Below are 22,808 nucleotides of genomic sequence, written 5' to 3'. Positions count from 1 at the left end.
CCATCCTTTACAGCGGCAGCCTGATATACGCAGCGGTTCCCTTCCCTTTTTCACTGGCCAGCTCAAAACGCCCTTGATGGGCCGAAATGATTTCCTGGCAGATTGCAAGCCCTAGTCCGGTTCCTGCTCCGTGCATTTTTCCTTTATAAAACTTTTCCTTTACTGCTTCCAGCTCATGGGCAGGTATTCCGGCCCCTGTATCGCTGATGATGATGACAGCTTCCTTGTCCTTCCGTTTCACGGCGACTGATATCGCTCCTTCTGCGGGTGTGAACTTCAGGCTGTTATCAAGGACATTCAGCAGCACCTGCTTCAGGCGATCTCTATCTGCATTTAAAAAAAGAGGTTCTTCTGTTATTTCGCTGGATAAAAGGATATTCTGCCGATTCGCCCGCGGTCTAAGCTGATTGACCGTCTGGTGGACCATTTTCTGCAGCAGGATGCGCTCAAAGGCAAAGCCTGCCTTCCCTGATGAAAGGCTTGAAAGATCAAGCAGTTCGCCGAGGAGATGGCTGAGCCTTTCACTTTCGTCTGTGATGATATCCAGCCCTTCGGTGAACACCTTTTCATCTGTCATGCTCCGGAGTGTAAGGGCCCATCCTTTGACAGACGTCAATGGGGTCCTAAGCTCATGGGAAACTGAAGCGATAAACTCATTCTTCAGCTTTTCATGCTTTTCGACCTCCTCGGCCATATAATTAAGCGTGTCGGCAAGCAGACCTATTTCATCATCACGCTCTTTCTTGATCCTGGCTGAAAACTTTCCGGATGCCATTAATTCGGCAGCCTCTGTTATGCGGCTTACAGGTTTGACGATCGTATTGGCCAGAAAATAGCTTATGATTCCTGCAATCAGGATGACGGCGAGTCCGATTACGATCAATGCAAATGCATTTTGCAGGAAGACATCATTGAGCTGTTCGAGTGAAGTTGTCAGCCTGATGGCACCGGCCGGCTCTCCCGAAACGAGGATCGGCCTCGAAACAGAGAGGAGCTTTTCACCCGCTTCAGTCCCCGTCCAGTAGCCTGTAGTACCGGAGAGGGCGGTTTCTATATCCTGAAACCCCTTCAGGCTTTCGTCCCCGCCGCTCCCTGAGAGCAGTGACCCATCATTGCCGATGATCTGCACCTTAGCATCAAGGAGGAAATTGTATTGCTGCAGAAGCTGATCTGCATGATCCTTGAGCGGCCGAGTTTGAAAGTATTGCTCATAATAGACGGAAAACATGCTTCCCTGATCCCTGAGTGCCTGCTTGACCCCGCCCATATAGTAAAGCCGCAGGGCGGACAGGATGACTGCCTCGAAAAGGGCCACTGTGATGATGATCATCACAAGGTAGCTTCCTGCAAGCCGTTTTTTGATCCCGCTTTTCATGGCTTTTGCCCGCTTTCCTGAAAGCAGTATCCATACCCCCAGACCGTTTTCAGGAACAAAGGGCTCGAAGGCTCATCTTCAATTTTTTCGCGCAGCCTCCTGATATGGACATCCACTGTTTTCGGATCACCGAAATAATTCAAACCCCATACTTCATCCAGAAGCTCATCCCTGGTGACAGGTTCATTCCGCTTTTGCAGGAAAAACTTCATCAGCTGAAATTCCCTTGCCGTCAATTTTACAAGCCTGCCCGATTTGTACAGGCGCTGGGTTTTAACTTCAAGCAGATAGGGGCCGAGTTCCAAGGCGGCTGGACGGCTGGAGGAAGAACTCCTTGAAGTCCGCCTCAGCACAGAGCGGATCCTTGCGGCAAGCTCAAGCGGATTGAAGGGCTTGACAATATAGTCATCCGCTCCGATTTCAAGCCCCGTGATTTTGTCCATATCCTGGCCTCTTGCCGAAAGGATGATGATGGGGAGGTCCGGGTGCCGCTCCCTGAGCACTGCACATATTTCAAAGCCGTCCATATCTGGAAGCATTACATCCAGCACCACGAGCGAAGGACCTTCATCCTCCGCAAGCTGCAAAGCCGTTTTCCCATCCCCTGCTTCAAGCACCTCAAAATTGGATCTTACAAGATTAAATGATATAAGCTTACGGATCGGCAATTCATCCTCGACAACCAAAATCTTTCCTTCTATCATTCTAGCGACCTCGCACATTCAGTTTGTATTCATGGTTTTATTTTACAACGCCTTTGCTCTTTGGAAAATATTTTCATTTATTATCCCGAAAAAAATGCAGCTTTTGCCCCTGATGCCTTCTGGTTAGATTGGAAGTTTTCCAGTACACTAGGGATAGAAAATAAGCAGGGAGGTATATACGATGCCTGACTGGTCGTATCACCCGTTATTCAAACCGATTCTCGGAAGACTTCCTGGCAGAGCGGGCCGGGAATTTATCCATAAAGGAATGAATGGAATATCATCCCTCCCCGGGGGCAGGCACATCATTGAATTCCTTGGCCATATGACCCCGGATCCGGCGCTCAAAAAGGAGCTTTTCGGCTGCAGCTTTCAATCGCCTGTCGGCTTAAGCGGAAAAGTGGACCCCCTTCTTTCAGGTACAAATGCTTTTACAAAGCTCGGCTTTGGATTCCTTGAAGTCGGACCTGTATCAATAGGCGAGCAGCTTTCTAACGGCACTGCCGCCCGGCATCAAGCCGGGTCAGTCTCATTCCCTGAACCGCTGGAGTCGATTGGACTTCACAGGACAATCTCACGGCTTTCAAAAGTGAAAGCTTCCCATCTGCCGCTGTTCATAAGAATCGATTCGAAGGCACCGGGCGAGTGTATGGCGGCTGAAATCATGCTATTGGCTGCACGGCTTTGTCCATATGCTTCTGCTTTTATCATTGAAGATGGATGTAGATTTAAGCGGGAAGACTACAGAAGGATTGCCGGCATTCTTAAAGGCAAACCCGTCCTGCTGGGCACTTCCCCCGCCAGCTTCAGGAAGCGGCAGGACCCGATAGCCGCCCTGGCAGAGGAAGGACTGATTCAGGGGATTGTCCTGGATGAAGAATCTTCTTCCACGGGATCACGGCAGACGTTTTCCTTAAAAGACACTGAAGCCTTCTCGGATTGTTTGCCATACATAAAAGAAAATTATCCGGCAGATTTTCCTGCGATTGTGTCCGGGGGAGTCCTTGAGCCAGAGGACGCCATTTCATTATATACAGCGGGGGCAGACTTGATTATGCTGTCGGGAGGATATGTTTCTTCAGGCCCCGGGCTTCCGAAGAGGATCAATGAAAGGGCGGCCGGCCTTCAGGCTGAAGCTGCAAAGACGGACACTGATGGCTGGAAGCTGTATTGGCTGTTTGGCCTCTTCATTCTGGCCGGCGGGATGATCGCCCTTTTTTTCAGCCTGACATCTGTCATTCTGCCATATGATGAACATTTCCTTGGCATCAGCAGGGAAGACCTTACTCTGATGAATCCGCTGCTCATCAAATTTATGCTGCACGACCGGATGACATTGGCAGGAACCATGATCTCTGGCGGGATCCTCTATATGGAGCTTGCCCGCCATGGTGCCAGGCACGGCCTGCACTGGGCGCGGAAAGCCATCAATGCTGGCGCAGTGAGCGGTTTCCTGGGTATCCTGCTGTTTATCGGGTATGGCTATTTTGATTGGCTTCATGGGCTTTTTTGGATCATTCTGCTTCCGTTCTTTTTAATGGGGTTCCAGAAAACACAGGGAGCCGATAAGAGACCTAGTTCTATAAATAGAAAAAACACAGCTGCCTGGAGGAAAAGCCTCTGGGGACAGCTGTGCTTTGTCATCCTTGGATCTTCGTTTGCCATTGGCGGGATTTCCATTTCCGCCATAGGCGCAACCGCTGTTTTTGTACAGACGGATATCGGCTATATTTGCATGACCCCTGAACAGATGAACAATCTTAATGAAAGGCTCATCCCGCTGATTGCCCATGACCGGGCAGGTTTCGGCAGCGCATTGTTCAGTGTCGGCCTGCTGGTGCTGATGACTGCCTTATGGGGCTTCCGCCAAGGCGAAAGATGGGTGTGGACGATGCTTCTCGTCAGCGGGATTCCTGCGTTTGCAGCTGGCATTCTCATCCATTTCTATATCGGATACACCACCTTTTTCCACCTCTTGCCCGCGTATATTGCATTTGGCCTGTATATTGCAGGGCTTATGCTCACACGCAGATTTTTCTTGGACCAGGCTGCTGATTGAGGCAGCCTTTTGCTTTCAATGAAACGGACTTATGATCAGCTGCTTTGAAGCAGCCTGACAGTCAGTTTTCTGATAAGGTTTGGAAGGGTTCCAAAGGTATATGGCTTATAGACCCTTTCTGTCCATTTATGTCCGCCCTTGCCATAGACGCCGATATTCAGGGACGGAATATTCAATGTTTTCATTTCCTTGAGCGGAACGGGAAAAAGCTCGTCCATCGCCGGGAAATTTTCCTTCAGTAGTGCTATTTCAGAATCTGTGCCGCTATATGATAGAAAACTGGCATCAGACAAATACGGGAAGTACTTTCTCAGCTTAAATTCCTCCCCCGTCAGAAGTGCCTCTTCCTTCAGCACATCTTCAAGGCAGCTCAAGATGCTTCTTTCCTCTATATGATTGGCAGATAAGAATGGCGGTGCAAAAAACAGGATTGCTCTCGGCTTTTTCTCGGGATCAAGCCTGTGCAGCGCCTCAACCGCTGCAAATGCCAGCATCCGCTCATCATTTTCGTACTTTTTCGCTTCATTTAAACTATCCATGACAGTTTTCATTGGGTCGAGTCCCAGTCCATCTAGATAATGGACCATCTCCGAAAAGGTGATGACCTCCATGTTCCAGTCCAATCCGCCCGCTGGCAGGCTATTAGTGCGCCGATACAGCTCATAGCTTTCCGAAAGCCTCCTCTCAGACGCCTCACATGCTTCCATTGCAATCAACTTCAATTCCTTCAGCAGCTCGACCGGAGCTTTATTATAGATAAAATAATTGAAATAAAGCTTGCAGCTTACAGCAGTCTGGACATCATAGCTTTTTTTGTCATCTTTCATGTATAAACAGCTGGGCGGCAGAATCAATTCATCCTCCACTTTTTCCGCGAGCTTGAAGTTCTGGCTGATCCTTAGATTCAGCTCTGATGCCACAATGGTCGGATCAAGCCCTGCAAGACTTTCTCCTGCATGCGCTTCCCTTCCTGCGATATAGAAACACGGCAGCAGCTTGCCGGCAGTTCCTGTATAGATATATTTCTTACTGTCCCCGTCGAACAAGGGCGAGATGAAGTCATTATTGATGCTGGCCCGGTACTGGAGCCCATGCTCCTCTTTGAGCCGGAGCAATTCCCCCAGTGCAGCCCGTATGCCGGTGTGCTGGCCCTCTTCATCCGCATTGAAAAGGACAAGGAGATTTCCGCCAAGCTCTTCCGGATGCTCTGAAAAATAAAGAAGGTTCGCCAGGTGGACGCTGATTCCGCTCTGCATATCAAGTGCTCCCCTGCCAAATAGCCAATCACCTGACACCGCATCCTTCCAAAGCTCCTCATCTGCTTCATATTGTGCAAAAAAAGCCTGCAGCCCTGCCGGATCATGGGCAAGCGGCTTCAATGTGCCATAATCTTCTATACCGACCGTATCAAAATGGGCATGATAAAGGATGGTCTGCTTTCCCCTTCCTTCAATAAATGCAAAAACATTTTTTCTGGAAAAAGGATCCCCTAGAATCTCCTGCTCCCAGCATAAGTCAGGGCGGGCTTTAAAATATGGAAAAGTACCGATGATTTCCTTGATGTATTCAGCCTTCCTTCGTTCGCCTTCTGTATTGGTATAGCTTTCCCGCTTGATCAGCTCTGCTGTCAGCTTTTCCGCCTGTTCAAAGGTATTCAGGCCCTGCAATTCTGCATACATGGCAAAATTCCCCCATTCTTTGAAATAAGTGTATAGCCTGCAGGAAGGTTTAATCAACCTCTATTCTTACTATTTTAAATCATCTGATCACTCAGCTTCTATCAATAGTTTTCTTGAAACCGAATGCATTTGGGCTTTTTACAGAATAATAATGATTAGGACTTGAATTTCATCATAAAAACGAATAATATATTATTTGTGCTTTTTAAATGTTCGTATTTCCGGAGGTTTTTTTATGTTTAAACTAAAAGATTATCAAACCAATGTGAAAACAGAGGTTCTTGCAGGCATCACAACATTCTTGACGATGGTTTATATCGTAGTCGTCAATCCTGTCATTCTTTCAGATGCCGGTGTCCCTTTTGAACAGGTATTCACGGCGACCATCATTGCAGCTGTGGCCGGGACATTGTGGATGGGCCTGTTTGCCAATTATCCGATAGCCATTGCCCCTGGAATGGGCTTGAATGCGTATTTTGCCTATTCAGTTGTGGGCACACATGGAAATATTGATTATATGACGGCATTTGCAGCCGTTTTCGTTGCCGGGATCATTTTTATCATCCTGTCATTGACACCTTTCCGCAAAAAGCTGATTGAAGCCATCCCTGAAAACCTGAAGCATGGCATCACTGCCGGAATCGGTCTTTTCATCGCCTTCATCGGCCTGCGCCTGACAGGCATCATTACAAGCCATCCGACCAATCTTGTTGCCCTTGGCGACCTTCATCAGCCATCTGCTGTGCTTGCGCTCATCGGCCTGGCTGTCACACTCGTCCTGTTGGTGCTGAATGTGAACGGCGCAATGTTTTTCGGGATGATTGCAACCGGACTCATTGCCTTTTTCACCGGCCAGCTCAGCTTTGAGCAAGGGCTGGTCTCACTGCCATCACTTCCTGATGGCCTGATCATTGCGAATCCGCTGGCAGCATTTTCTGAAGTCTTCCAGCATAGCCTTTATGCCGTTGTCTTCTCTTTCCTGCTTGTCACGATCTTTGATACAACAGGAACAATGATCGGCGTGGCCCAGCAGGCCGGCCTCATGAAAGGCAATACGATGCCGCGGGCAAGGGAGGCGCTTCTTTCTGACAGCATCGCTACCACAATCGGGGCAATGTTCGGGACAAGCCCGACATCAGCGTACATCGAGTCTTCATCAGGTGTAGCCGCAGGCGGGCGGACCGGGCTTACTTCCGTGACCGTTGCTGTGCTGTTCATCCTTTCGGCCTTTTTCGGGCCGCTCGTAAGCGCTGTGTCCGGACTTTCCGCCATCACCGCACCTGCCCTGATCATTGTCGGCAGCCTGATGATGGGAAGCATCTCTCATATTAAATGGAATGAGCTGGACGAAGCATTCCCGGCGTTCCTTATCATCCTCAGCATGCCGCTGACATCAAGTATCGCAACAGGCATCGCACTCGGCTTCATCTCCTTCCCGCTGATGAAAATCGTAAAAGGAAAATGGCGCGACGTCCACCCGCTAGTTTACCTCTTTGCCGTGCTATTCTTTTATCAGCTGGCGTTTCTGCCGCATTAATCGAAATGCGGAGGCGGCTTGCCAGAGCCGACAAGCATAAGACGAGCAGAGCGGAAGGTTGTTCTTTAACCTTCTGATCTGATTGGCTTATGACTCGAGGGGCTAGCGCCCGGAGCTGGACAAATCGAAATGCGGAGGCGACTGTTCAGGTGCGACAAGCAAAAGACGAGCAGGACGGAAGGTTGTTCTTTAACCTTCTGGCCTGATTGGCTTATGACTCGAGGCTCTAGCCGCTGGAGCTGGACACTCGAAATGCGGAGGGCGCTTGCTCAAATTAACGGACCAAGATCGCCAAGATGAGTTCTAAAGACTGTTGATCTTCGTTTAAGGCACGTAGTCTTCTGTGAGAGATAGCGTCAATGCGAAGTGCCTGGAGCGGAAATCAGCAGCCCCATTAATCGATGCAAACCTGCCCAACTAATTTCAAAAACCCTGTTGATTGCAGTGCAAGGCACGCAGACTCCTGCGGGAGATAGCGGCAAGGCTGAGACCCCGCAGCGCGCAGCGTGAGGAGGCTCAGCGCCGCCCCGCGGAAAGCGAAGTGCCTGGAACGGAAATTAACAGCATCCAGATAAAAAGCCAAATTGATTCGTTTGTCAACGCCCGCTAAAATTCAAAACAAGTAAAAAAGAGCAGCTGCAATATGCAGCTGCTCTTTCCTTTATATCAGTACTTCAACCTTGGCATCTTTTTTCAGATTCTCAACCTGTTTGACCAGTACTTCCTGTTTCTTTTGGTCGTTGAGCTGTTCCTGGATTTTTGTTTTTATTTCATCGTATTCCGGGACTGATTGTCCTTCAGGAGTCGATGCTTTCACTTGATCATAATATGCTTTTACTTCTTCTTCTGTTGCGGTATCCGCTTTAATTTCCTTATCAATATACTTGTTTGATACGATAGAATCGCTGATCTGCCCCTTCAGCTCATCTTCAGTCAGGCCCGCATCCTTTAAGGCAGCGGCAAATTTCTTGTCATCACCTTCGTATTGCTTCTTTATTTCATCCAGCTGGCCCTGCACCTCTTCTTCTGAGGCCTTGTAGCCTTTTTCAGCGGCTTCCTGCATGATTAAGGTTTGGCCGACCAGGCTGTCTATTGTCTGCTGCTTGATTTGTTCTGAGGCTTCCTTGGTAGTTGGGTCCTGTCCGCTCATCTGGTAGCTCATTTGAGCATTCATAAGCATACCGTTAAAATCTTTGCCCAGTATTTTATCATCGTTGACAACAGCAACTGTTTCTTGTTCATCAATTTTTTGCTTGTCCAGTTTTTCCTGCATTTCCTTCATGCTGGCCTCCTGGCTCTTTTCTTCCTGCTTGTTTGTATTTTTATCTTCTGATTGAGCGCTGTCCTCATTCCCGCCGCAAGCAGTTAAAACAGCAGCGGTCAAGACTGCCAGCATCATCCATACAATCTTCTTCATGATCCTTCCCCTTTCGCCCTCCTGATAAAGGGCTATTTCTATTAATTTCTCATATAGTGGGCATTATAGCTGATTTTTCCGTGAAAAGATACCAATCCCCCATTACCAACTTTTGGATAAAGGCGGCAGAGGTTGTCCAAAAATAGCGGGACCGGCTGAATCTTCCTGTTGTTTTTCTCCCTTTTCATCGGATATTCACTGCCTTATCTGCATCGGCAGACAGCGTGATTGATCAGCAGCCTTCCAGTATCAGCTGTCAAATTATATCCCTTTGAGCAGCCGTTCTAAATGTACGATTCGCACATACTTTTCTTTATAGGACAAGATAAGGTGATGTGAGAGATGGTACAGAAAATGACGGCTATCATAATGGGAAGCTTTCTTATGGGGATTGGCATCAATGGCTTCATCATTCCGCATCATCTACTGGATGGCGGTTTTATCGGGCTCGGCCTCATTCTCCACTATTATTATGATTTCCCCCCGGGATTGTCTTTGGTATGCCTCAGCATCCCGGTTTATGCAGCTGCCTGGTTTTATCATCGGAAGTATTTTTTTTACAGTTTGTCCGGCCTGCTGGTTTCCTCCATTTTTATTGATCTTTTTCAGTCATTGAAAGGGAGCATGGCGCTTGGGATCCTCCCAAGCGCCATAGCGGGCGGAATGCTGGTCGGCTGCGGAATCGGGCTTATGCTTCGGTATGATACAAGCACCTGCGGCTCTGACCTGCTTGCCCAGCTCCTCTCGAAGGCATTGTCTGTCAATGTGGGAATCATAATCTTTATGATGGATGGGCTGATTATTTCTTCCGGCATCAAAGCAGTCGGGTGGACCCATTTTTTCTATTCATTCCTGACCATTGTCAGTGTGGCAATCTTAACGATCATAATGAATCAGGGCAGGCATTCAGAAGAAGGCTCATAGCGGGGCAAGTCTGTTAAAGGAGCCTGTTTCAGGCTCCTTTAACACTCCTGCATACATATACCATGGTTTCAGACCCGGCAGTCAGCTCCCTTTTGTCCCAGCCTCCATAGACTTGGACAATCTCCAGGTGGCGGCTTTCGAGCAGCCGTTCCATTTCCAGCGGATATGTATATCTCAAATAAATACTTTTAACCGTCTCTTCCAAATGGCTCCTTCGGATTGTCTGATAATGCTGGACCTGTGAAACACAATCATATTTGCTTATAGTAGAGACCTCTATTGGCTCCCCGCTTTTACCAGTAATGGTTTTCCAATATTCCTCCTGTTCAGGCTGGAGCAATTCTTCTGGAGAAGGAAACCGGGTATCGAAGATAAACAGCCCGCTCTTGTCCAGATGGTTTACAACGGCTTCTATCAGCTTATTCTGGTCTTCATTGGCCAAAAAGTGCTGAAAGGAATTGCCGGACATGTAAATCAGCTCAGACTTCAGCTGCAGATCCATCGATCTAATATCCCCGCATATCCATTTGATGGGAAGATCTTTGGCTTTTTCAGCCGCCCTGCCGAGCATGCCTTTATGAATATCGACACCTGTCACTGCCAAACCATTTTCAGCCAGCGGAATAGCGAGCCTCCCTGTACCGCATGCCAGGTCGATGACCGGCCCCCTTTTTCCTTTTAAATGCTCCAGCAGCAGTTGCAGCTCCCCTGTCCAGCTGTTTTCAATATCATATAAAACAGGATCTTCATATTCTTCAAAGTTATCCATTTCCACCGTCTGAACTCCCTTTTTTTCCTTGATTGTAACTGAATATCCGGCCTTCTGCTACTCATTTCATTTCGTTCGTACAGAAAAAGCCGGAGGGAGCCTCCGGCCTTTCTTATCATGCTTCTGCTTCGATTTTATTATTGGCATCATTATAAGCTGCAGTATCGATGTCTCCGGTCACACGGCTAGTGAGTATGCCTGATGTCATACTTCCGGAAACATTGACCGCTGTCCGCCCCATATCTATGAGAGGCTCGATGGAAATGAGCAGGCCTGCAAGCCCCACCGGCAGATTGAGTGCTGAGAGGACAAGCAGTGCCGCAAAGGTAGCGCCGCCGCCAACTCCTGCCACGCCGAAAGAACTGATGGCGACTATGGCGATGACAGACAGCAGGAATGACGGTGAAAGAGGGTCGATTCCTACGGTAGGCGCAATCATGACTGCCAGCATCGCCGGATAAATCCCGGCACATCCGTTTTGGCCGATAGTAAGGCCGAATGAACCTGAGAAGTTGGCAATCCCTTCAGATACCCCGAGTGACCGCTGTGTTTTAATATTCAGCGGCAGTGCTCCTGCACTTGTCCTGGATGTAAAGGCAAAAGCCAAAACCGGGAAAGCTTTTTTCATATAAGTGACAGGATTCAGGCCTGCCAGTACCAGCAGCAGCAGGTGAATCAGGAACATGACGATGAGCGCTGCATAGGAAGCAACGACAAATTTGCCAAGGTTCAGGATGCTATCAAGATCGCTGGTAGCCGCGGTCTTTGCCATGATGGCCAGAACCCCATATGGCGTAAGGCGGAGAATCAATGTAACGACCCTCATGATAATGCTGTAGAAAGAATCTACTATTCTCGCAAAAAGCTCCGCATGCTCAGGTGTTTTCCGTTTAACGCCAAGATAGGCGATCCCCAGGAAGGCGGCAAATATGACAACAGAAATGGTGGATGTAGGCCGCGCACCTGTGAAGTCCAAGAATGGATTGGCAGGCAGAAGATCCAGTATTTGCTGCGGGAAAGTGCGGTCCTGGATTTCCCCGTACCGCTGCTCAAGCTGTTCAGCCCTTGCAGATTCCGCTTCCCCCTGTGTAATCTGGACTGCCTCCAGATCAAAGCCAAGGGCGGCAGTGAGGCCGACTGCAGCTGCAATCGCCGTGGTCCCAACCAGGATCCCAAGGATCAGAGTACTTATTTTTCCAATATTATTGGTCAGCTTCAGCTTTGTAAATGCAGCCAGGATCGAAATGAAAACGAGCGGCATGACAATCATCTGCAGGAATTTTACATATCCTCCCCCGGCAAGATTGAACCAGTCAGCCGACTCGGCAATTATTTCCGAACCGGAACCGTAGATGAACTGCAGGGCAAAACCGAATACAATTCCTGCTCCAAGTGCAGTGAATACACGCTTGGAGAAAGATATATGTTTTTTCTGCATCACATACAATCCATAAATTAATAAAAGCATAATGGCAATATTCACTATAATATATACCGCAGACATACTATCCCTCCTAATATTTTCTATAAACACACTTTATTTCATCTATTCCCATCTGTCAAATCGGAATTGGTTGGAGCGCCCTCCTCCCCCTGTAATTTTTAAAGCACTTCTTATATATGAGCTCTTAAGCAAATATATGCGCACTCAGTTTGTTCTTAATGCCTGCTCCTCTAATAGGCAGCCTTTGCAGAAATATGAGGATCAGCCGGCAGAAAAAGCCCCCCGATTTATCAGGCGGACCTGCATTCGGGGAGCTGGCTTATTTCTATTATTTCCTTTTTTCAGGAATCAGAATCTGCCCGACCTTGCCGATCTTCAGGAGAGTCTGCATGATTGCCCTGGATAGCTGGCTCGGCTTGTATGGCTTGACCAGATAATCAATCGCGCCAAGCGAGAAGCCTTTTTCTTTTTCATCAAGGGCCGTGGACACAATGATAGGTATGTTCTTAAGCCTGTCATTCTCCTTTATCTGCTCCATGATCCTCCAGCCATCCACCTGTTCTTCCTCAAGCATGATATCAAGCACAATTGCATCCGGCGTGTGGCGGGCAAGGAAATCCAGGGCTTCCTGTCCCTGTTTATAATGAACCACCTGGAATCCGCTGTCAGACAGCTCTTGAATGATCAGCTCAGCCAGGCTTTGATCATCTTCCACCACCATGACGCGGTAGCCCTCAGCAGAGGCTTTCGGCACAGGTGAAGCCCACGGTTCTTCTGCTGTTTCAATCAGAGGAAATGAAAGCGTGAAGATGCTTCCTTTTCCATAGGTTGATGCTACGGAGATGCTTCCGCTGTGGGCTTTCATGATTTCCTGGACGATTGAAAGCCCGAGCCCTGTTCCGCCGATCCTTCTCCGGTCGGAATTATCCACACGGTAGAATTTTGTAAATAGCTTATCAAGGGCATCCTCCGGAATGCCGAGCCCTTCGTCTTCCACTTCTGCCAGGATATTTTTATCTTTCTGATAGAGCCTGACAGTAATATCCCCCCCGCCCGGGGAATATTTAACCGCATTAGAAATCAGATTAGTGAAGACCTGCTCTGCCTTGCTCCTGTCGCCGAGGATGACATCATTCCCGATGGAACGATCATCGATTGTGATACGGTGCATATCTGTATTGACCTGCTGCTTCTCTATGACCTGCTCAATGATCGGCAGAAGCCTGATATATTTCTTCTCATATGTTTGTTTGCCGGCTTCCATCCGCTGTACATCCAGGAAATCATTGATGAGGGAGGTCAGCCTCCTGGCTTCATTATAGATTGTCGTCAAATATTTTTTCTGCTTATCCGGCTTTAATTCCCTGTTCAGCATCAATTCAGTGAAGCCGAGGATACTTGCCAGCGGCGTGCGCAGCTCATGGCTGACAGTGCTCACAAATTCGGATTTCATTTGATCAACTTCAAATTCCTTTGTTATATCCCGATGGACCAGCACAGTGCCGATCCTTTCATTATCATGGCTCAAGCCCTCGCAGTACATCTTGATGACCTGGCCAGTTTGCTTCATTCTATAGATGATGGTTTCCATCTCACAGCTGTCACTTTGGACTGCATTATGAAGGAAAGCCAATAATTCATCCGGCTGTTCGACCTTTTTTGCCATTTCTGCCGACCAGATTTCCCACGGAAGGCTTTCCAGCATGCCGCCGGCACCATGGCAGTGGAACATCTCCTCCAGCTGGCTGTTCGCCTGCAGGATAGAACCAGACTGGCTGACCATCTGGATGCCTTCCTGGACTGTATTCAGAATATCTCTGTTCAGCTTCCTTTCTTCCTCAGATTGGTTATATAAGCTGATGTTATCGAGGCTGATCCCTACCTGCCTGGACAATGCTTCATATTCATCCATCTGTTTTTCGGAGAATGGAGATCCGAAACGGCTGAACAGCATCACTGCCATGACCTCGTCCTTTGAGGAAATGACCGGCAGATATAAGTCATAGCTGTAGGCTTCTGTTTCATGATAGCCTTTTTCTTCTGCCAGCAGCTCCCTCTTTATGGAAAAGGACTTCTTTGTTTCGATCAGCCTTTCATGGAGCCCGTTTTGGATATGCTTCATAAACTGATCCACCCCGGAGGCAGAAATGCCGTAAGCAGCTGCTGCCTGTGTGTTGAGGAGCCCGATCATCCCTCTGTCCGCACTGATGATCCCGCACATATTTACCACAATACTGTCAAGGATGCTCTGCAGATTCAAGGAGCTGGAGATTCCATTGGTCAGATCATTTCGCCGCTTCAGCTTCAGCTCGTTCTCCCGCAGGATCTCAAGCATTTCCTCCAATTCGGTCTGCTGGGCCTGCAGCTCATCCTGCTGGGCAATCAGCTCCTCATTCTGTGCTGTCAGGTCCTGTTCTTTGTCCTGTACACTCCAGACCATCTTTTGGAAAGCGACCGATAATGCACCAAGTTCATCCTCCCTGGTGGAGTCCACTGTTATCTCCGCCTCGCGCCCTGCCGCTATCTCATTGGCAGCAGCCGCGAAAACAGCAAGCGGCTGCCCGATCCTCCTGAACATGACCCGGGTAATCCTGGCCAAAAGGAGAAGGATGACAGTGATGAACAGGACAAAGCCCATCTGGATATAAGATTGTTTTTTCATCAGGCTTGCCGCTTCATCATTAAGCTGGTCGTTGATTCCCTGAAGATAATTAAGCGAATCATCCTGGAATGTGTTCACCCTGGCAGTCGCCCCGGTGCTGGCCAATTTCTTGACTTCTTCTATTCTCCCTGTTTCAAAATAGTTTACAGTAACGGGAAGCTTTTCAATAAAATAATAGTCGACGAACTCTCTTACTTCCCTCGCATATGCCTTGTCATCCAGGGAGACGGCAAGCTTATCAAGCTGCTTCCCCATCTTCCTCAGCTCCGGCTGCTGCGATTGAGCGCTGATCCTCATCTCATCGTTGTTAAACGCCAGGTACCCTCTCACATCAAAGAATACCCGGTTAAAAGTGCTGTCTATATCCTGGACCAGCTCTTCCTTTTTTACGAGCTCGGCACGCTTGTCATTATAGGAATCGCTGAGGTTCTGCTGGAGGATCACCAGCAGGATCGTGCAGACTATGAAAAAGAAAATAAAGACTCCCATCAGGCCTGCAAACTGCCTCGAGAGGCTCTTTTTAAAATAATCATTAATTTTCATTCAGTATTTCCTCTACCTTTTCAAGGAGCTCCAGCGGGCTGAACGGCTTGGCCATAAAATAATCAGCTCCGGCCTCCAGCACACGTTCCTGTTCAAACTGCTGGCTCTTCGCGGACAGCATCAGAATCTTAACATGATTTTTTTCACTGTTGGCCCTTATCTTTTCAATGACCTCCAGTCCCGTATATACGGGCATCATATAGTCGATGATCAGGAGGCTGTAATCTCCTGACTGGAATAAATCCAGCGCCTCCTGGCCATCCGCCGCTTCATCCACTTCAAAATCGCCGTCTTCCAGCGTATCCACAATCAGCATTCTCAGTACATCTTCATCTTCTGCCAATAGTATTCTGTTCACTTTGCTCCTCCTCCAGCAGCACCTTCACTGAATGCATCCTTCATGATCCAATAGGACTGCTTAAGCCTTTCATGGTATTGCGGCTCCTCCCAGCTTTTCCAGGAATAAGTGAGAGCTTCCTTTATCTTTCCGTCAGTCATTGCAGGGGCGGTGCCCGCCAATTCTCCATTTTCTGTGACCGCTGCACTTATTGTAATAGAATCGATGATTTCGCTGCCGGACAGGCCGTTTTTCCAAAGGTCTCCCTGAATTTCCCGGCTGCTCGGGTCTTTCACATTAAGGAGCATCCAGGGTATTCTCAGCTCCAGCATTTTTTTATCATCGCTAATACTAATATCGGTCAGAGAGTTGAAGTCTTCACTCTCAGGATTGGCGTTTCCAAACATTAGCCTGCCTGTTTCATAGGAGGAAAACGGCATGGTTTCCCCGGTAGATGGAATCGTCAGCTCTTTGTTCAGAGCCAATCTGATCGGATGGAAGGTCCCGTTGTCCTTTTTGGATGCATACGGCTTCTCCGGAAGCATTTTCAGCATCTCTCCATAATGGTAGTAGAAAGAATCATAATAGCTGTCTACCATTATGTTCGAAGTATCTTCCCCCGTCAGGTTTATGGAAAAATCGACCCCGAAGCCGGCAGAAGCTTCAGCTCCCTTTCCGAGCGGTACAGTGCTTTGCCCCTGATCGTCAATCGTGTCAAGAAGAAGATAAGTGCTGTCCCTTCCCCATTCGATTGGGCGGCTGTAGTCGAGGCGGAGATAAAGATATTCCTCATTGGATGCCGCATACAAAGCCTGAAGAGCATCTTCTTTTTGGCTGCTTTCAAAGAGCGGCTCTGCACCAAGCTTCTCCCAGTCCTCTGCCCGTCCATCCGGATAGATGCCAGCTTCGTATTTCCCAGGTTCGAAGCCCATCAGCCCAAAATGCTGTTCGTTCGTCTGCATGTTGGACCAGAACGGCCGCATGTCGGGGTTATCATAATCCATCGTGTTCCACGTCCGCTTGAACCACTCATCCTGCCATGTAAAAACAAGGCCGCCCGCATAGCCTTCGTCAATGATAGATTCAAAGAGCCGTTTGTTTATTTTCCCCTGCTCTTCTTCAGAATGATGTCCCTGATCCATCCCGTCTACATTTTCATGGGTCATCCCCCTTGAGGCAGGAACGCCGAACTCAGCCACAAGGACAGGCATAGAGTGGGCCTTCTTTAAATCATTCAGATATCCGGCATAGTTATTTTTTTCGCCCTGCGCATCTATATAATTCACATACTTCTTTTCATAATTCAGAAAATCAGGATAGTAAGGGTAAACATGGTAGGAAGCAAACATCCCGGCTTTAAAGCCTTCTGCAGGCAGGATGTGATTCGGATCCACCACCGCTTTATCTTCATCCTCCGAAGGCTCTGCCGGATGGTCAAGCAGGTCGGTGGTCACCCAGTTTGTAAAGCTCATCGTATGCTGCCAGCCATATTGCCCTGATTCATACTCTGCCGTATAATCCATCATCCGGGCGATCCATCCTTCAAACGGGGAAGCATTTTCAGCCTGAAAATATTTCCCGGAAAAAGAACCTTTCCCCTCATTTTTGCTATTTGTCTGTAATACCGCTTCAGGATCCCACTCAATCCCGATCATGAATCCAAGCACATACTCAGATATATCATACTTATATTCCCCCGACGCATGGCCCGGCCGTTCCGGCAGGCTTGCGTTTCCATGGACAATATCGACCATGTGCTTCAGTTCTGTTTTAAAGTCATCCGTTACCAGACTGGCAAATGCGTTTTGTTCACCGACAAGATTTTCTTCGTTCACCCACGTCCCATGGAATAAATACAGAGGGTGTTCAGCTGTTTGATTATATTCATAGAAAGCTTCATAAAAACCGGGCGGATGGAGAGTATATACACGGACAGCGTTTGCATTCATGTCTCCTATTGACTTGAACCAGCGGAAATATTCGTCTTTCGTGATGGCTGTTTCCCCCGGAAAGGAGCCTGGCTTTGCAATGCCCATATTGACGCCCTTAATCAGGAGATCCTCCCACTTGCCGTCTTTTTGTATTTGGATGTACTCGCTTCCGGTTCTGCTGTTCGTTTTAATCCCTTCAAACTCGGCAATTTCAGGCTTTTCCTGCTCACTTTGCAGGCCGGTGCCCCTTTCCATAATGGTTTTCATCAAGGGGACATACGTATTCCAATAGAAAGAATTGCGGGAACTGAATTTCCCCTTCCAGATATCAAGTCCCTTTGTTTGATAAATACCGGGAACCTCCGCTTCATCCGCAAAGTCCCCTGCAAAATAATAGGAAGAATATTTCGCATTCACATGCTGGATGACTGCCGGAATGACGGATGGGATTCCGTAGCCCTCCAGTTCTTTTTCAGCTTCCTTTTTAAGGGGAAGCTTGTAGGTTGCCAGCACTTCCTCCTGATCATTGGCTTCCACGATATCAAACCAGTATGAATAGCGGGACTCTCCTTTTACAGCCAGCTCTTTTTCCCCAGCGTCCGTGTAGCTGAACAGGGCTCCCTCACCTTTGAGGTCGTCTTGTCCAAAGACAACAATATGGTTGTCTTTGTTTACCAGGACGAGTCCAGGGCCCTCATGCTCCCAGCCCTTTTCCCCTTCTTTTCCCTGCTCCTTCACCCAGACAGGGACCTCGTCAGATGATAAGTCAGAAAAATATCTGCCTATCCAGCCGCTCCAGCTGATATTCAAAAGTGAAGTGATTTTCTCCCGGGCCTCGTCATCGGTGGGGTCTGCAAAGGTATTGAATTCTGCAATCAGCGTCTTGCCCTCCGAGTTCATCAGAGCTTCCCTGAGCCTGTCAGCCTCTTCAGACTGAAGGCCGCCATATATGCTGTCCGACCTTTCGCCGAGCTTGTTGCTGCCGAAAAATTCCTCTTCATAAACACCGTATTGGTCAGCCAGATAATAGAGATCATATTTATCCAGATTTTCCGGGAGGGGCTTTACTTTATATTCATCTTCCCCGAGCGGCTTAAACCCGCTGTAGTCGCTCTTTGTTTCATACTGTTCGCCATTTCTTCTCTGCCATTTTCCATTGTTCAGAATCCAGACAAGCCCCTTATGCTCCCGGTAAGTTCCGTCAGGCACTGTTTTATCGATAATCAGCACCTCGAGCGTCCTTTCCGGTGCAAGCTGCCAGATCCAGAAAGGGCTTGTAAGGAGCAGAAGCAGGCCAATGACCAGCCCGAACACAACAGCCTGGGATTTTGTAAGAACTTTTCTCATTCTGACACACCTTTTCTTTTCATTTCTCCCCAGCTCTTATCTCCCCTGATCAGCTTCCAGATGCCTTCGCACCTCCAGAATACCGTTAGAGGGCGATACCATAAGGTTTCTGTCAGAGAGTAGAAGAACAGCTTCAGCAAATCAGAAACCTTCGGATATTTGCGCAGGCTCCATTCTTCAAGCAGAACTGCTGCCATAGAAAAAATAGAACCGTAAAGACAGGAAAGCAGGAAGATCAAAATAGCAAACTCTAAATAAATTCCTCCAAGGAACAGGGACAGCACCACATAGGCATAGCCAAGCAGCTCCACAATCGGCCCGAAAAATTCAACAATCCAGAAATAGGGGAAAGAAATGAATCCGATCGCCCCATATTTAGGATTAAAAGTCAGCTTTCGGTGAGTCCACAGGCTTTCGAACAGCCCCCTGTGCCATCGACCCCTCTGCCTCCTCAGGAAGGTCGCGCTTTCCGGCACTTCCGTCCAGCAGACAGGGTCGGGGACATAGACGATTCTCTTCTTGAGCCCTTTTTCTTTTATAAGCCGGTGCAGCCTGACGACAAGCTCCATATCCTCTCCGACAGTGTCGGTCCTGTATCCTCCTGCCTCCAGGACCCAGCGCTTAGAGAAAACGCCGAATGCGCCGGAAATGATCAGCAGGAGATTATGCCGGCTCAGCCCGATCCGGCCCATCAGAAAAGCCCTTAAGTATTCAATGATCTGCATGATGACGAGCGGTTCTCTGGCAAGCCCTACCTTCAGCAGGTTTCCATCCCTGATTTCACAGCCATTGGCAATCCGGATGCTCCCTCCGGATGCGATCACCTCTTCATTTGAATCAATGATAGGCTTCATCACTTTAAGGAATGCATCATGCTCCAGGACGGAATCGCCGTCCAGGGAACAGACGTAAGGATAATGGGATATATTCAAGCCGGCGTTGAGCGCATCGGCCTTTCCGCCGTTCTCCTTATCGATCATATATAAATTGGGCAGCAGGCGTGACTGGTAAATTCCTTTAATTTCCTTCGTCTCAACCTGCTTTCTGACAGCCTTGTCCACTTTCTTCATTTCATAGTGGCCGATCATTTTTTCCAGCGTCCCGTCCTTTGACCCATCATTCACAACTAGGATTTCGTACTCAGGATAGCTGATGCTCAGAAGGGACCGGACACTCTGGATGATCCCTGCTTCTTCATTATAGGCAGGGACAATGATGGAAACGGGCTTCGTATAAATTTCACTCATATATTCCTCATAGATCTGGTCGCGCTTAAGGCGATATTCCCTGCGCAGCTGAATCATCGAAATAACAAGAACAATTGTATAAAAAACGATGACAATAACCATGTAAACAGCAATGAACCAGCCAAAAAACAAAACGGCATTCTCCCATAAACCAGCCAGCATCAGCGGTGCTCCCCTTTTTGAATCCATTCCCAAGCCATATCCCTGGCATAAGGATCTTGCGAATCATCCATTATTTTCTGCAAAACCTGCTTCCCTTTTGAAAAGTTTATAATCGACTGGCCAGCCTGCGACCGGACATACCAGGACGGATCATGCAGAAGTGCTGCAAGCCTTGGCAGCAGGCCCTCGTCTTTCATGCTGCCAAAAAGCTTGGCGGCAAGCATCCGCTCCTGCCAGCTTGGAGATTCAGCAAGCTCCACATAAGGTGCTATATCTTCTGTATATCCTATAGAAGCCAATGCTTTCAATGCCCGGAGCCGCAGTTCCCCCGTCCCTGAAATGAACACTCCTTCCACAAACGGCAGATGGCCGAGCCTCTTGCTGACAGCCATTACATCGAGTACAGCAAACTGGACCCGTTCAGGGCAAGTTCTGAATCCTTCAGCAAATCGGTCAAAACCGGTATCATCCAGCCGGATTAAAATATTCCGGAAATCAAATTCCGAGAACGGCAAGCTGCGTGACTCCAGCAGCCCGAGCAGGTTTTCATATTGGAAATCTGCAAGGATTTTGAATGCCTGAACCTTTTCTGAGGAAGTGCTCCCTTTGCTTTCAACAATCCCGAGGACTTCTCCCTGCAGGCTTTTCAGATGGAAATCTTCTATATGATAAAGCGCATTCATCCTTGTGCTCCATCTCCTGCTTTGAAGTCCCTTCTTGTAATGGGCCTTCAGATATGACTCCGCGAAAATGGCCAGATTGGTCCTTTCCTGCTCTCCTTCTAGAATATCTGCATAATGACTAAGTAGCTCCTCCGCAGCCAGAAGGCTTGCCGGATCGGCCAGGTCAACATCCTCCAGCAGCTTGCCTTCATTTAAAAAAGAAAACAGCGGAAGGTTCAGCTCCTGCTTCCGTTTTTCAACCTTCCGCCTTGCAGATATTTCAAATCCTTTTCTAATCACGAGGTAAACGAGTATAGCTGTCAATATCCCTGTGATGGAAAGAGCCGCTGCAGCGAGATAGAACAGTTCCCGATCCAGCATCATTTACGACATCCTCTGGATCAGGCGCTGGATCCTCGCCTGGAGCTCAGTGATGCTGAACGGCTTTGTCACATAATCATCCGCCCCAAGCTTCAATGCCCTGGCAATATCATATTCCGTCTTTCTTCCTGTCAGCATTAAGACATGGACACGGTTGGCATTCCGATTTTCCTTCACTTTCTGGAGAACTTCAGTCCCATCCATCACAGGCATGATTCCGTCCAGAATAAGGAAGTGCTCCCCTTTTTGCTCCATCCGGCCGGATTGAAGGAACTTCTGCCCATCCTCATACACCTGGATATCCAGTTCTGTATGCTCAAATTGCATGGACTGCAGGATTTTCATGAGCATCGTTCTAATGATGGCATCGTCATCAATAACCGATACATTCAGGACTTTCCTGGAATGGCCGCCTATCAATTTATTCGCACTTTCCACCCTTGCCCGGCCGTTTCGCTTCGCTTCATATAAAGCCTGGTCAGCCGTCTTGATCACTTCGGTCACGGTTGCAGAAGAATCATGGACCATATAAACGCCGGCAGAGAAGCTCATATTGAACTCTTCCCCATTCTCTTGGAACGTACGGCTCGAAAAGCCGGAAAGGAGCCTTGAGATGACCTCCTTGCTGTCGCGGTCATTCGTGCGCGGAAGCAGCAGGATGAATTCCTCCCCTCCATAGCGGAACACAATATCCCCTATCCGGACATGATCCTTCAGATACTGTGCAAACTCCGAGAGGATCCGGTCTCCCGCTGTATGGCCGTACGTATCATTTACTTGCTTGAAATGATCCAGATCCAGGACTGCGACAGAAAAATGCTGATTGTTCCTTTCAAGCTCCTTCAAGTAGCGTTTAAGCGAATCCTTCAGGAACCTGCGATTGTATACCTGAGTCAGTTCATCTATGAGGACCGACTGGTCAAAAATCTGTTTCCTGTCGAGATGCCGCTCCACCCTGATAAGGAATTCCTCCAGGTCAACGGGCTTGAAAATAAAATCGTCTGCTCCGAGCCTGTAAGCCTTGATTCTCGTTTCCCTGTCATTCTGGATACTGATCATCAGCTTAGGGATGAACTTCTTGTTCGTATGCTTTTGGATGTCTTCCAGTATATGAAACCCGCTTTTGCCCGGAAGATTCACATCAATGATGATACAGTCGGGGTTCATGTCAAAATATTGGTCGACAGCCTTTTCCGGCTCAGTATTCGCAATCACCATCCAGCCCTTGCTTTCCAGTGCATCCTTAAGGAGGATCAGCATGGAAACGTCATCATCGATCACCTGGATCAATGGCATATTTTCATCTCTCGGCAGCCCTTGCTTCTCCTCTTCCTTCTGGAAATGTTCATATTCATAGCTCAGGCCCATCAGTTCGTATAAGAAATCCCGCAGCTCCCGGTTTCCCCAGACTTTTTCGCTGCTCTTTTCCACCTGGTCCATCAGTTTGCCTGCCACCTGATGAAGTCCAACAAGCTGCAGGGTTCCCGCTGTTCCTTTTATAGAATGGAGAAAACGGTAGACATCCTCATTTTTCACAGGTGATTCCGAGTCCTGCTCAAACCATAAAATCATTTGGTTCTTAATTTTTTGAAACAGCAGTGTTTTATATTTATCAAGTTTCATTTCCG

The 22,808-nt window shown here is 48.2% G+C and carries 15 protein-coding genes; 3 read left to right on the top strand and 12 right to left on the bottom strand.

What is annotated here, in order from left to right; all coding sequences use genetic code 11:
* Positions 1-7: 7 nt before the first annotated feature.
* Complete coding sequence (locus AC4E8B_RS06390; RefSeq protein ID WP_490217739.1) at positions 8-1,375, bottom strand: sensor histidine kinase; 1,368 nt, start codon at positions 1,373-1,375, stop codon at positions 8-10.
* A complete protein-coding gene (locus AC4E8B_RS06385) occupies positions 1,372-2,079 on the bottom strand; it encodes a response regulator transcription factor (RefSeq protein ID WP_490217737.1) in 708 nt (235 codons plus the stop codon). The genes AC4E8B_RS06390 and AC4E8B_RS06385 overlap by 4 nt, the downstream gene beginning before the upstream one ends.
* A gap of 181 nt (positions 2,080-2,260) precedes the next feature.
* On the opposite strand from AC4E8B_RS06385, the gene AC4E8B_RS06380 reads away from it, so the two are divergent.
* A complete protein-coding gene (locus tag AC4E8B_RS06380) occupies positions 2,261-4,138 on the top strand; it encodes a beta/alpha barrel domain-containing protein (RefSeq protein WP_490217735.1) in 1,878 nt (625 codons plus the stop codon).
* A gap of 35 nt (positions 4,139-4,173) precedes the next feature.
* Here the strand turns inward: AC4E8B_RS06380 and AC4E8B_RS06375 are convergent, their stop codons facing one another.
* Positions 4,174-5,817, bottom strand: a complete 1,644-nt coding sequence (locus AC4E8B_RS06375; RefSeq protein WP_490217734.1) for a M20/M25/M40 family metallo-hydrolase — start codon at positions 5,815-5,817, stop codon at positions 4,174-4,176.
* 235 nt (positions 5,818-6,052) lie between these two features.
* On the opposite strand from AC4E8B_RS06375, the gene AC4E8B_RS06370 reads away from it, so the two are divergent.
* Positions 6,053-7,354 carry an NCS2 family permease gene (locus tag AC4E8B_RS06370; protein ID WP_490217733.1) on the top strand — a complete coding sequence of 434 codons (1,302 nt, stop codon included), beginning with the start codon at positions 6,053-6,055 and terminating at the stop codon, positions 7,352-7,354.
* Positions 7,355-8,015: 661 nt separating this feature from the next.
* On the opposite strand, the gene AC4E8B_RS06365 is transcribed toward AC4E8B_RS06370, so the two are convergent.
* Positions 8,016-8,771: a SurA N-terminal domain-containing protein gene (locus AC4E8B_RS06365; RefSeq protein WP_490217732.1), complete on the bottom strand. Its 756-nt coding sequence runs from the start codon at positions 8,769-8,771 to the stop codon at positions 8,016-8,018.
* Positions 8,772-9,113: 342 nt separating this feature from the next.
* On the opposite strand from AC4E8B_RS06365, the gene AC4E8B_RS06360 reads away from it, so the two are divergent.
* A complete protein-coding gene (locus AC4E8B_RS06360) occupies positions 9,114-9,695 on the top strand; it encodes a YitT family protein (protein ID WP_490217731.1) in 582 nt (193 codons plus the stop codon).
* Positions 9,696-9,723: 28 nt separating this feature from the next.
* Here the strand turns inward: AC4E8B_RS06360 and AC4E8B_RS06355 are convergent, their stop codons facing one another.
* The 8 genes from AC4E8B_RS06355 to AC4E8B_RS06320 all read right to left on the bottom strand — a co-directional run bounded on the left by AC4E8B_RS06355 (position 9,724) and on the right by AC4E8B_RS06320 (position 22,803).
* On the bottom strand, positions 9,724-10,464 hold the full coding sequence (locus AC4E8B_RS06355; protein WP_490217729.1) for a class I SAM-dependent methyltransferase: 741 nt from the start codon (positions 10,462-10,464) through the stop codon (positions 9,724-9,726).
* 115 nt (positions 10,465-10,579) lie between these two features.
* Positions 10,580-11,968, bottom strand: a complete 1,389-nt coding sequence (locus AC4E8B_RS06350) for an L-cystine transporter (RefSeq protein ID WP_490217728.1) — start codon at positions 11,966-11,968, stop codon at positions 10,580-10,582.
* A gap of 268 nt (positions 11,969-12,236) precedes the next feature.
* On the bottom strand, positions 12,237-15,113 hold the full coding sequence (locus AC4E8B_RS06345) for an ATP-binding protein (protein WP_490217726.1): 2,877 nt from the start codon (positions 15,111-15,113) through the stop codon (positions 12,237-12,239).
* A complete protein-coding gene (locus AC4E8B_RS06340) occupies positions 15,103-15,471 on the bottom strand; it encodes a response regulator transcription factor (protein WP_490217725.1) in 369 nt (122 codons plus the stop codon). Before AC4E8B_RS06340 ends, AC4E8B_RS06345 begins: the two co-directional genes overlap by 11 nt.
* On the bottom strand, positions 15,468-18,728 hold the full coding sequence (locus AC4E8B_RS06335) for a hypothetical protein (RefSeq protein ID WP_490217724.1): 3,261 nt from the start codon (positions 18,726-18,728) through the stop codon (positions 15,468-15,470). The genes AC4E8B_RS06340 and AC4E8B_RS06335 overlap by 4 nt, the downstream gene beginning before the upstream one ends.
* On the bottom strand, positions 18,725-20,137 hold the full coding sequence (locus tag AC4E8B_RS06330; protein ID WP_490219534.1) for a glycosyltransferase family 2 protein: 1,413 nt from the start codon (positions 20,135-20,137) through the stop codon (positions 18,725-18,727). Before AC4E8B_RS06330 ends, AC4E8B_RS06335 begins: the two co-directional genes overlap by 4 nt.
* Complete coding sequence (locus tag AC4E8B_RS06325) at positions 20,137-21,183, bottom strand: HEAT repeat domain-containing protein (protein ID WP_490217723.1); 1,047 nt, start codon at positions 21,181-21,183, stop codon at positions 20,137-20,139. Before AC4E8B_RS06325 ends, AC4E8B_RS06330 begins: the two co-directional genes overlap by 1 nt.
* On the bottom strand, positions 21,184-22,803 hold the full coding sequence (locus AC4E8B_RS06320; RefSeq protein ID WP_490217721.1) for a diguanylate cyclase domain-containing protein: 1,620 nt from the start codon (positions 22,801-22,803) through the stop codon (positions 21,184-21,186).
* Positions 22,804-22,808 lie beyond the last annotated feature (5 nt).

Source organism: Bacillus sp. SRL543, from assembly GCF_984799205.1.
The sequence above is the reverse complement of the archived record's forward strand: the minus strand, read 5'-3'. Positions and strand labels throughout refer to the sequence as shown.

Bases quoted from the DNA above. Each gene is read 5' to 3' on its own strand.
- AC4E8B_RS06390 (WP_490217739.1), bottom strand. From the start codon at position 1,375: ATGAAAAGCGGGATCAAAAAACGGCTTGCAGGAAGCTACCTTGTGATG.
- AC4E8B_RS06320 (WP_490217721.1), bottom strand. From the start codon at position 22,803: ATGAAACTTGATAAATATAAAACACTGCTGTTTCAAAAAATTAAGAAC.
- AC4E8B_RS06335 (WP_490217724.1), bottom strand. From the start codon at position 18,728: ATGAGAAAAGTTCTTACAAAATCCCAGGCTGTTGTGTTCGGGCTGGTC.
- AC4E8B_RS06375 (WP_490217734.1), bottom strand. From the start codon at position 5,817: ATGTATGCAGAATTGCAGGGCCTGAATACCTTTGAACAGGCGGAAAAG.
- AC4E8B_RS06350 (WP_490217728.1), bottom strand. From the start codon at position 11,968: ATGTCTGCGGTATATATTATAGTGAATATTGCCATTATGCTTTTATTA.
- AC4E8B_RS06365 (WP_490217732.1), bottom strand. From the start codon at position 8,771: ATGAAGAAGATTGTATGGATGATGCTGGCAGTCTTGACCGCTGCTGTT.
- AC4E8B_RS06370 (WP_490217733.1), top strand. From the start codon at position 6,053: ATGTTTAAACTAAAAGATTATCAAACCAATGTGAAAACAGAGGTTCTT.
- AC4E8B_RS06325 (WP_490217723.1), bottom strand. From the start codon at position 21,183: ATGATGCTGGATCGGGAACTGTTCTATCTCGCTGCAGCGGCTCTTTCC.
- AC4E8B_RS06385 (WP_490217737.1), bottom strand. From the start codon at position 2,079: ATGATAGAAGGAAAGATTTTGGTTGTCGAGGATGAATTGCCGATCCGT.
- AC4E8B_RS06330 (WP_490219534.1), bottom strand. From the start codon at position 20,137: ATGCTGGCTGGTTTATGGGAGAATGCCGTTTTGTTTTTTGGCTGGTTC.
- AC4E8B_RS06345 (WP_490217726.1), bottom strand. From the start codon at position 15,113: ATGAAAATTAATGATTATTTTAAAAAGAGCCTCTCGAGGCAGTTTGCA.
- AC4E8B_RS06380 (WP_490217735.1), top strand. From the start codon at position 2,261: ATGCCTGACTGGTCGTATCACCCGTTATTCAAACCGATTCTCGGAAGA.
- AC4E8B_RS06355 (WP_490217729.1), bottom strand. From the start codon at position 10,464: ATGGATAACTTTGAAGAATATGAAGATCCTGTTTTATATGATATTGAA.
- AC4E8B_RS06360 (WP_490217731.1), top strand. From the start codon at position 9,114: ATGGTACAGAAAATGACGGCTATCATAATGGGAAGCTTTCTTATGGGG.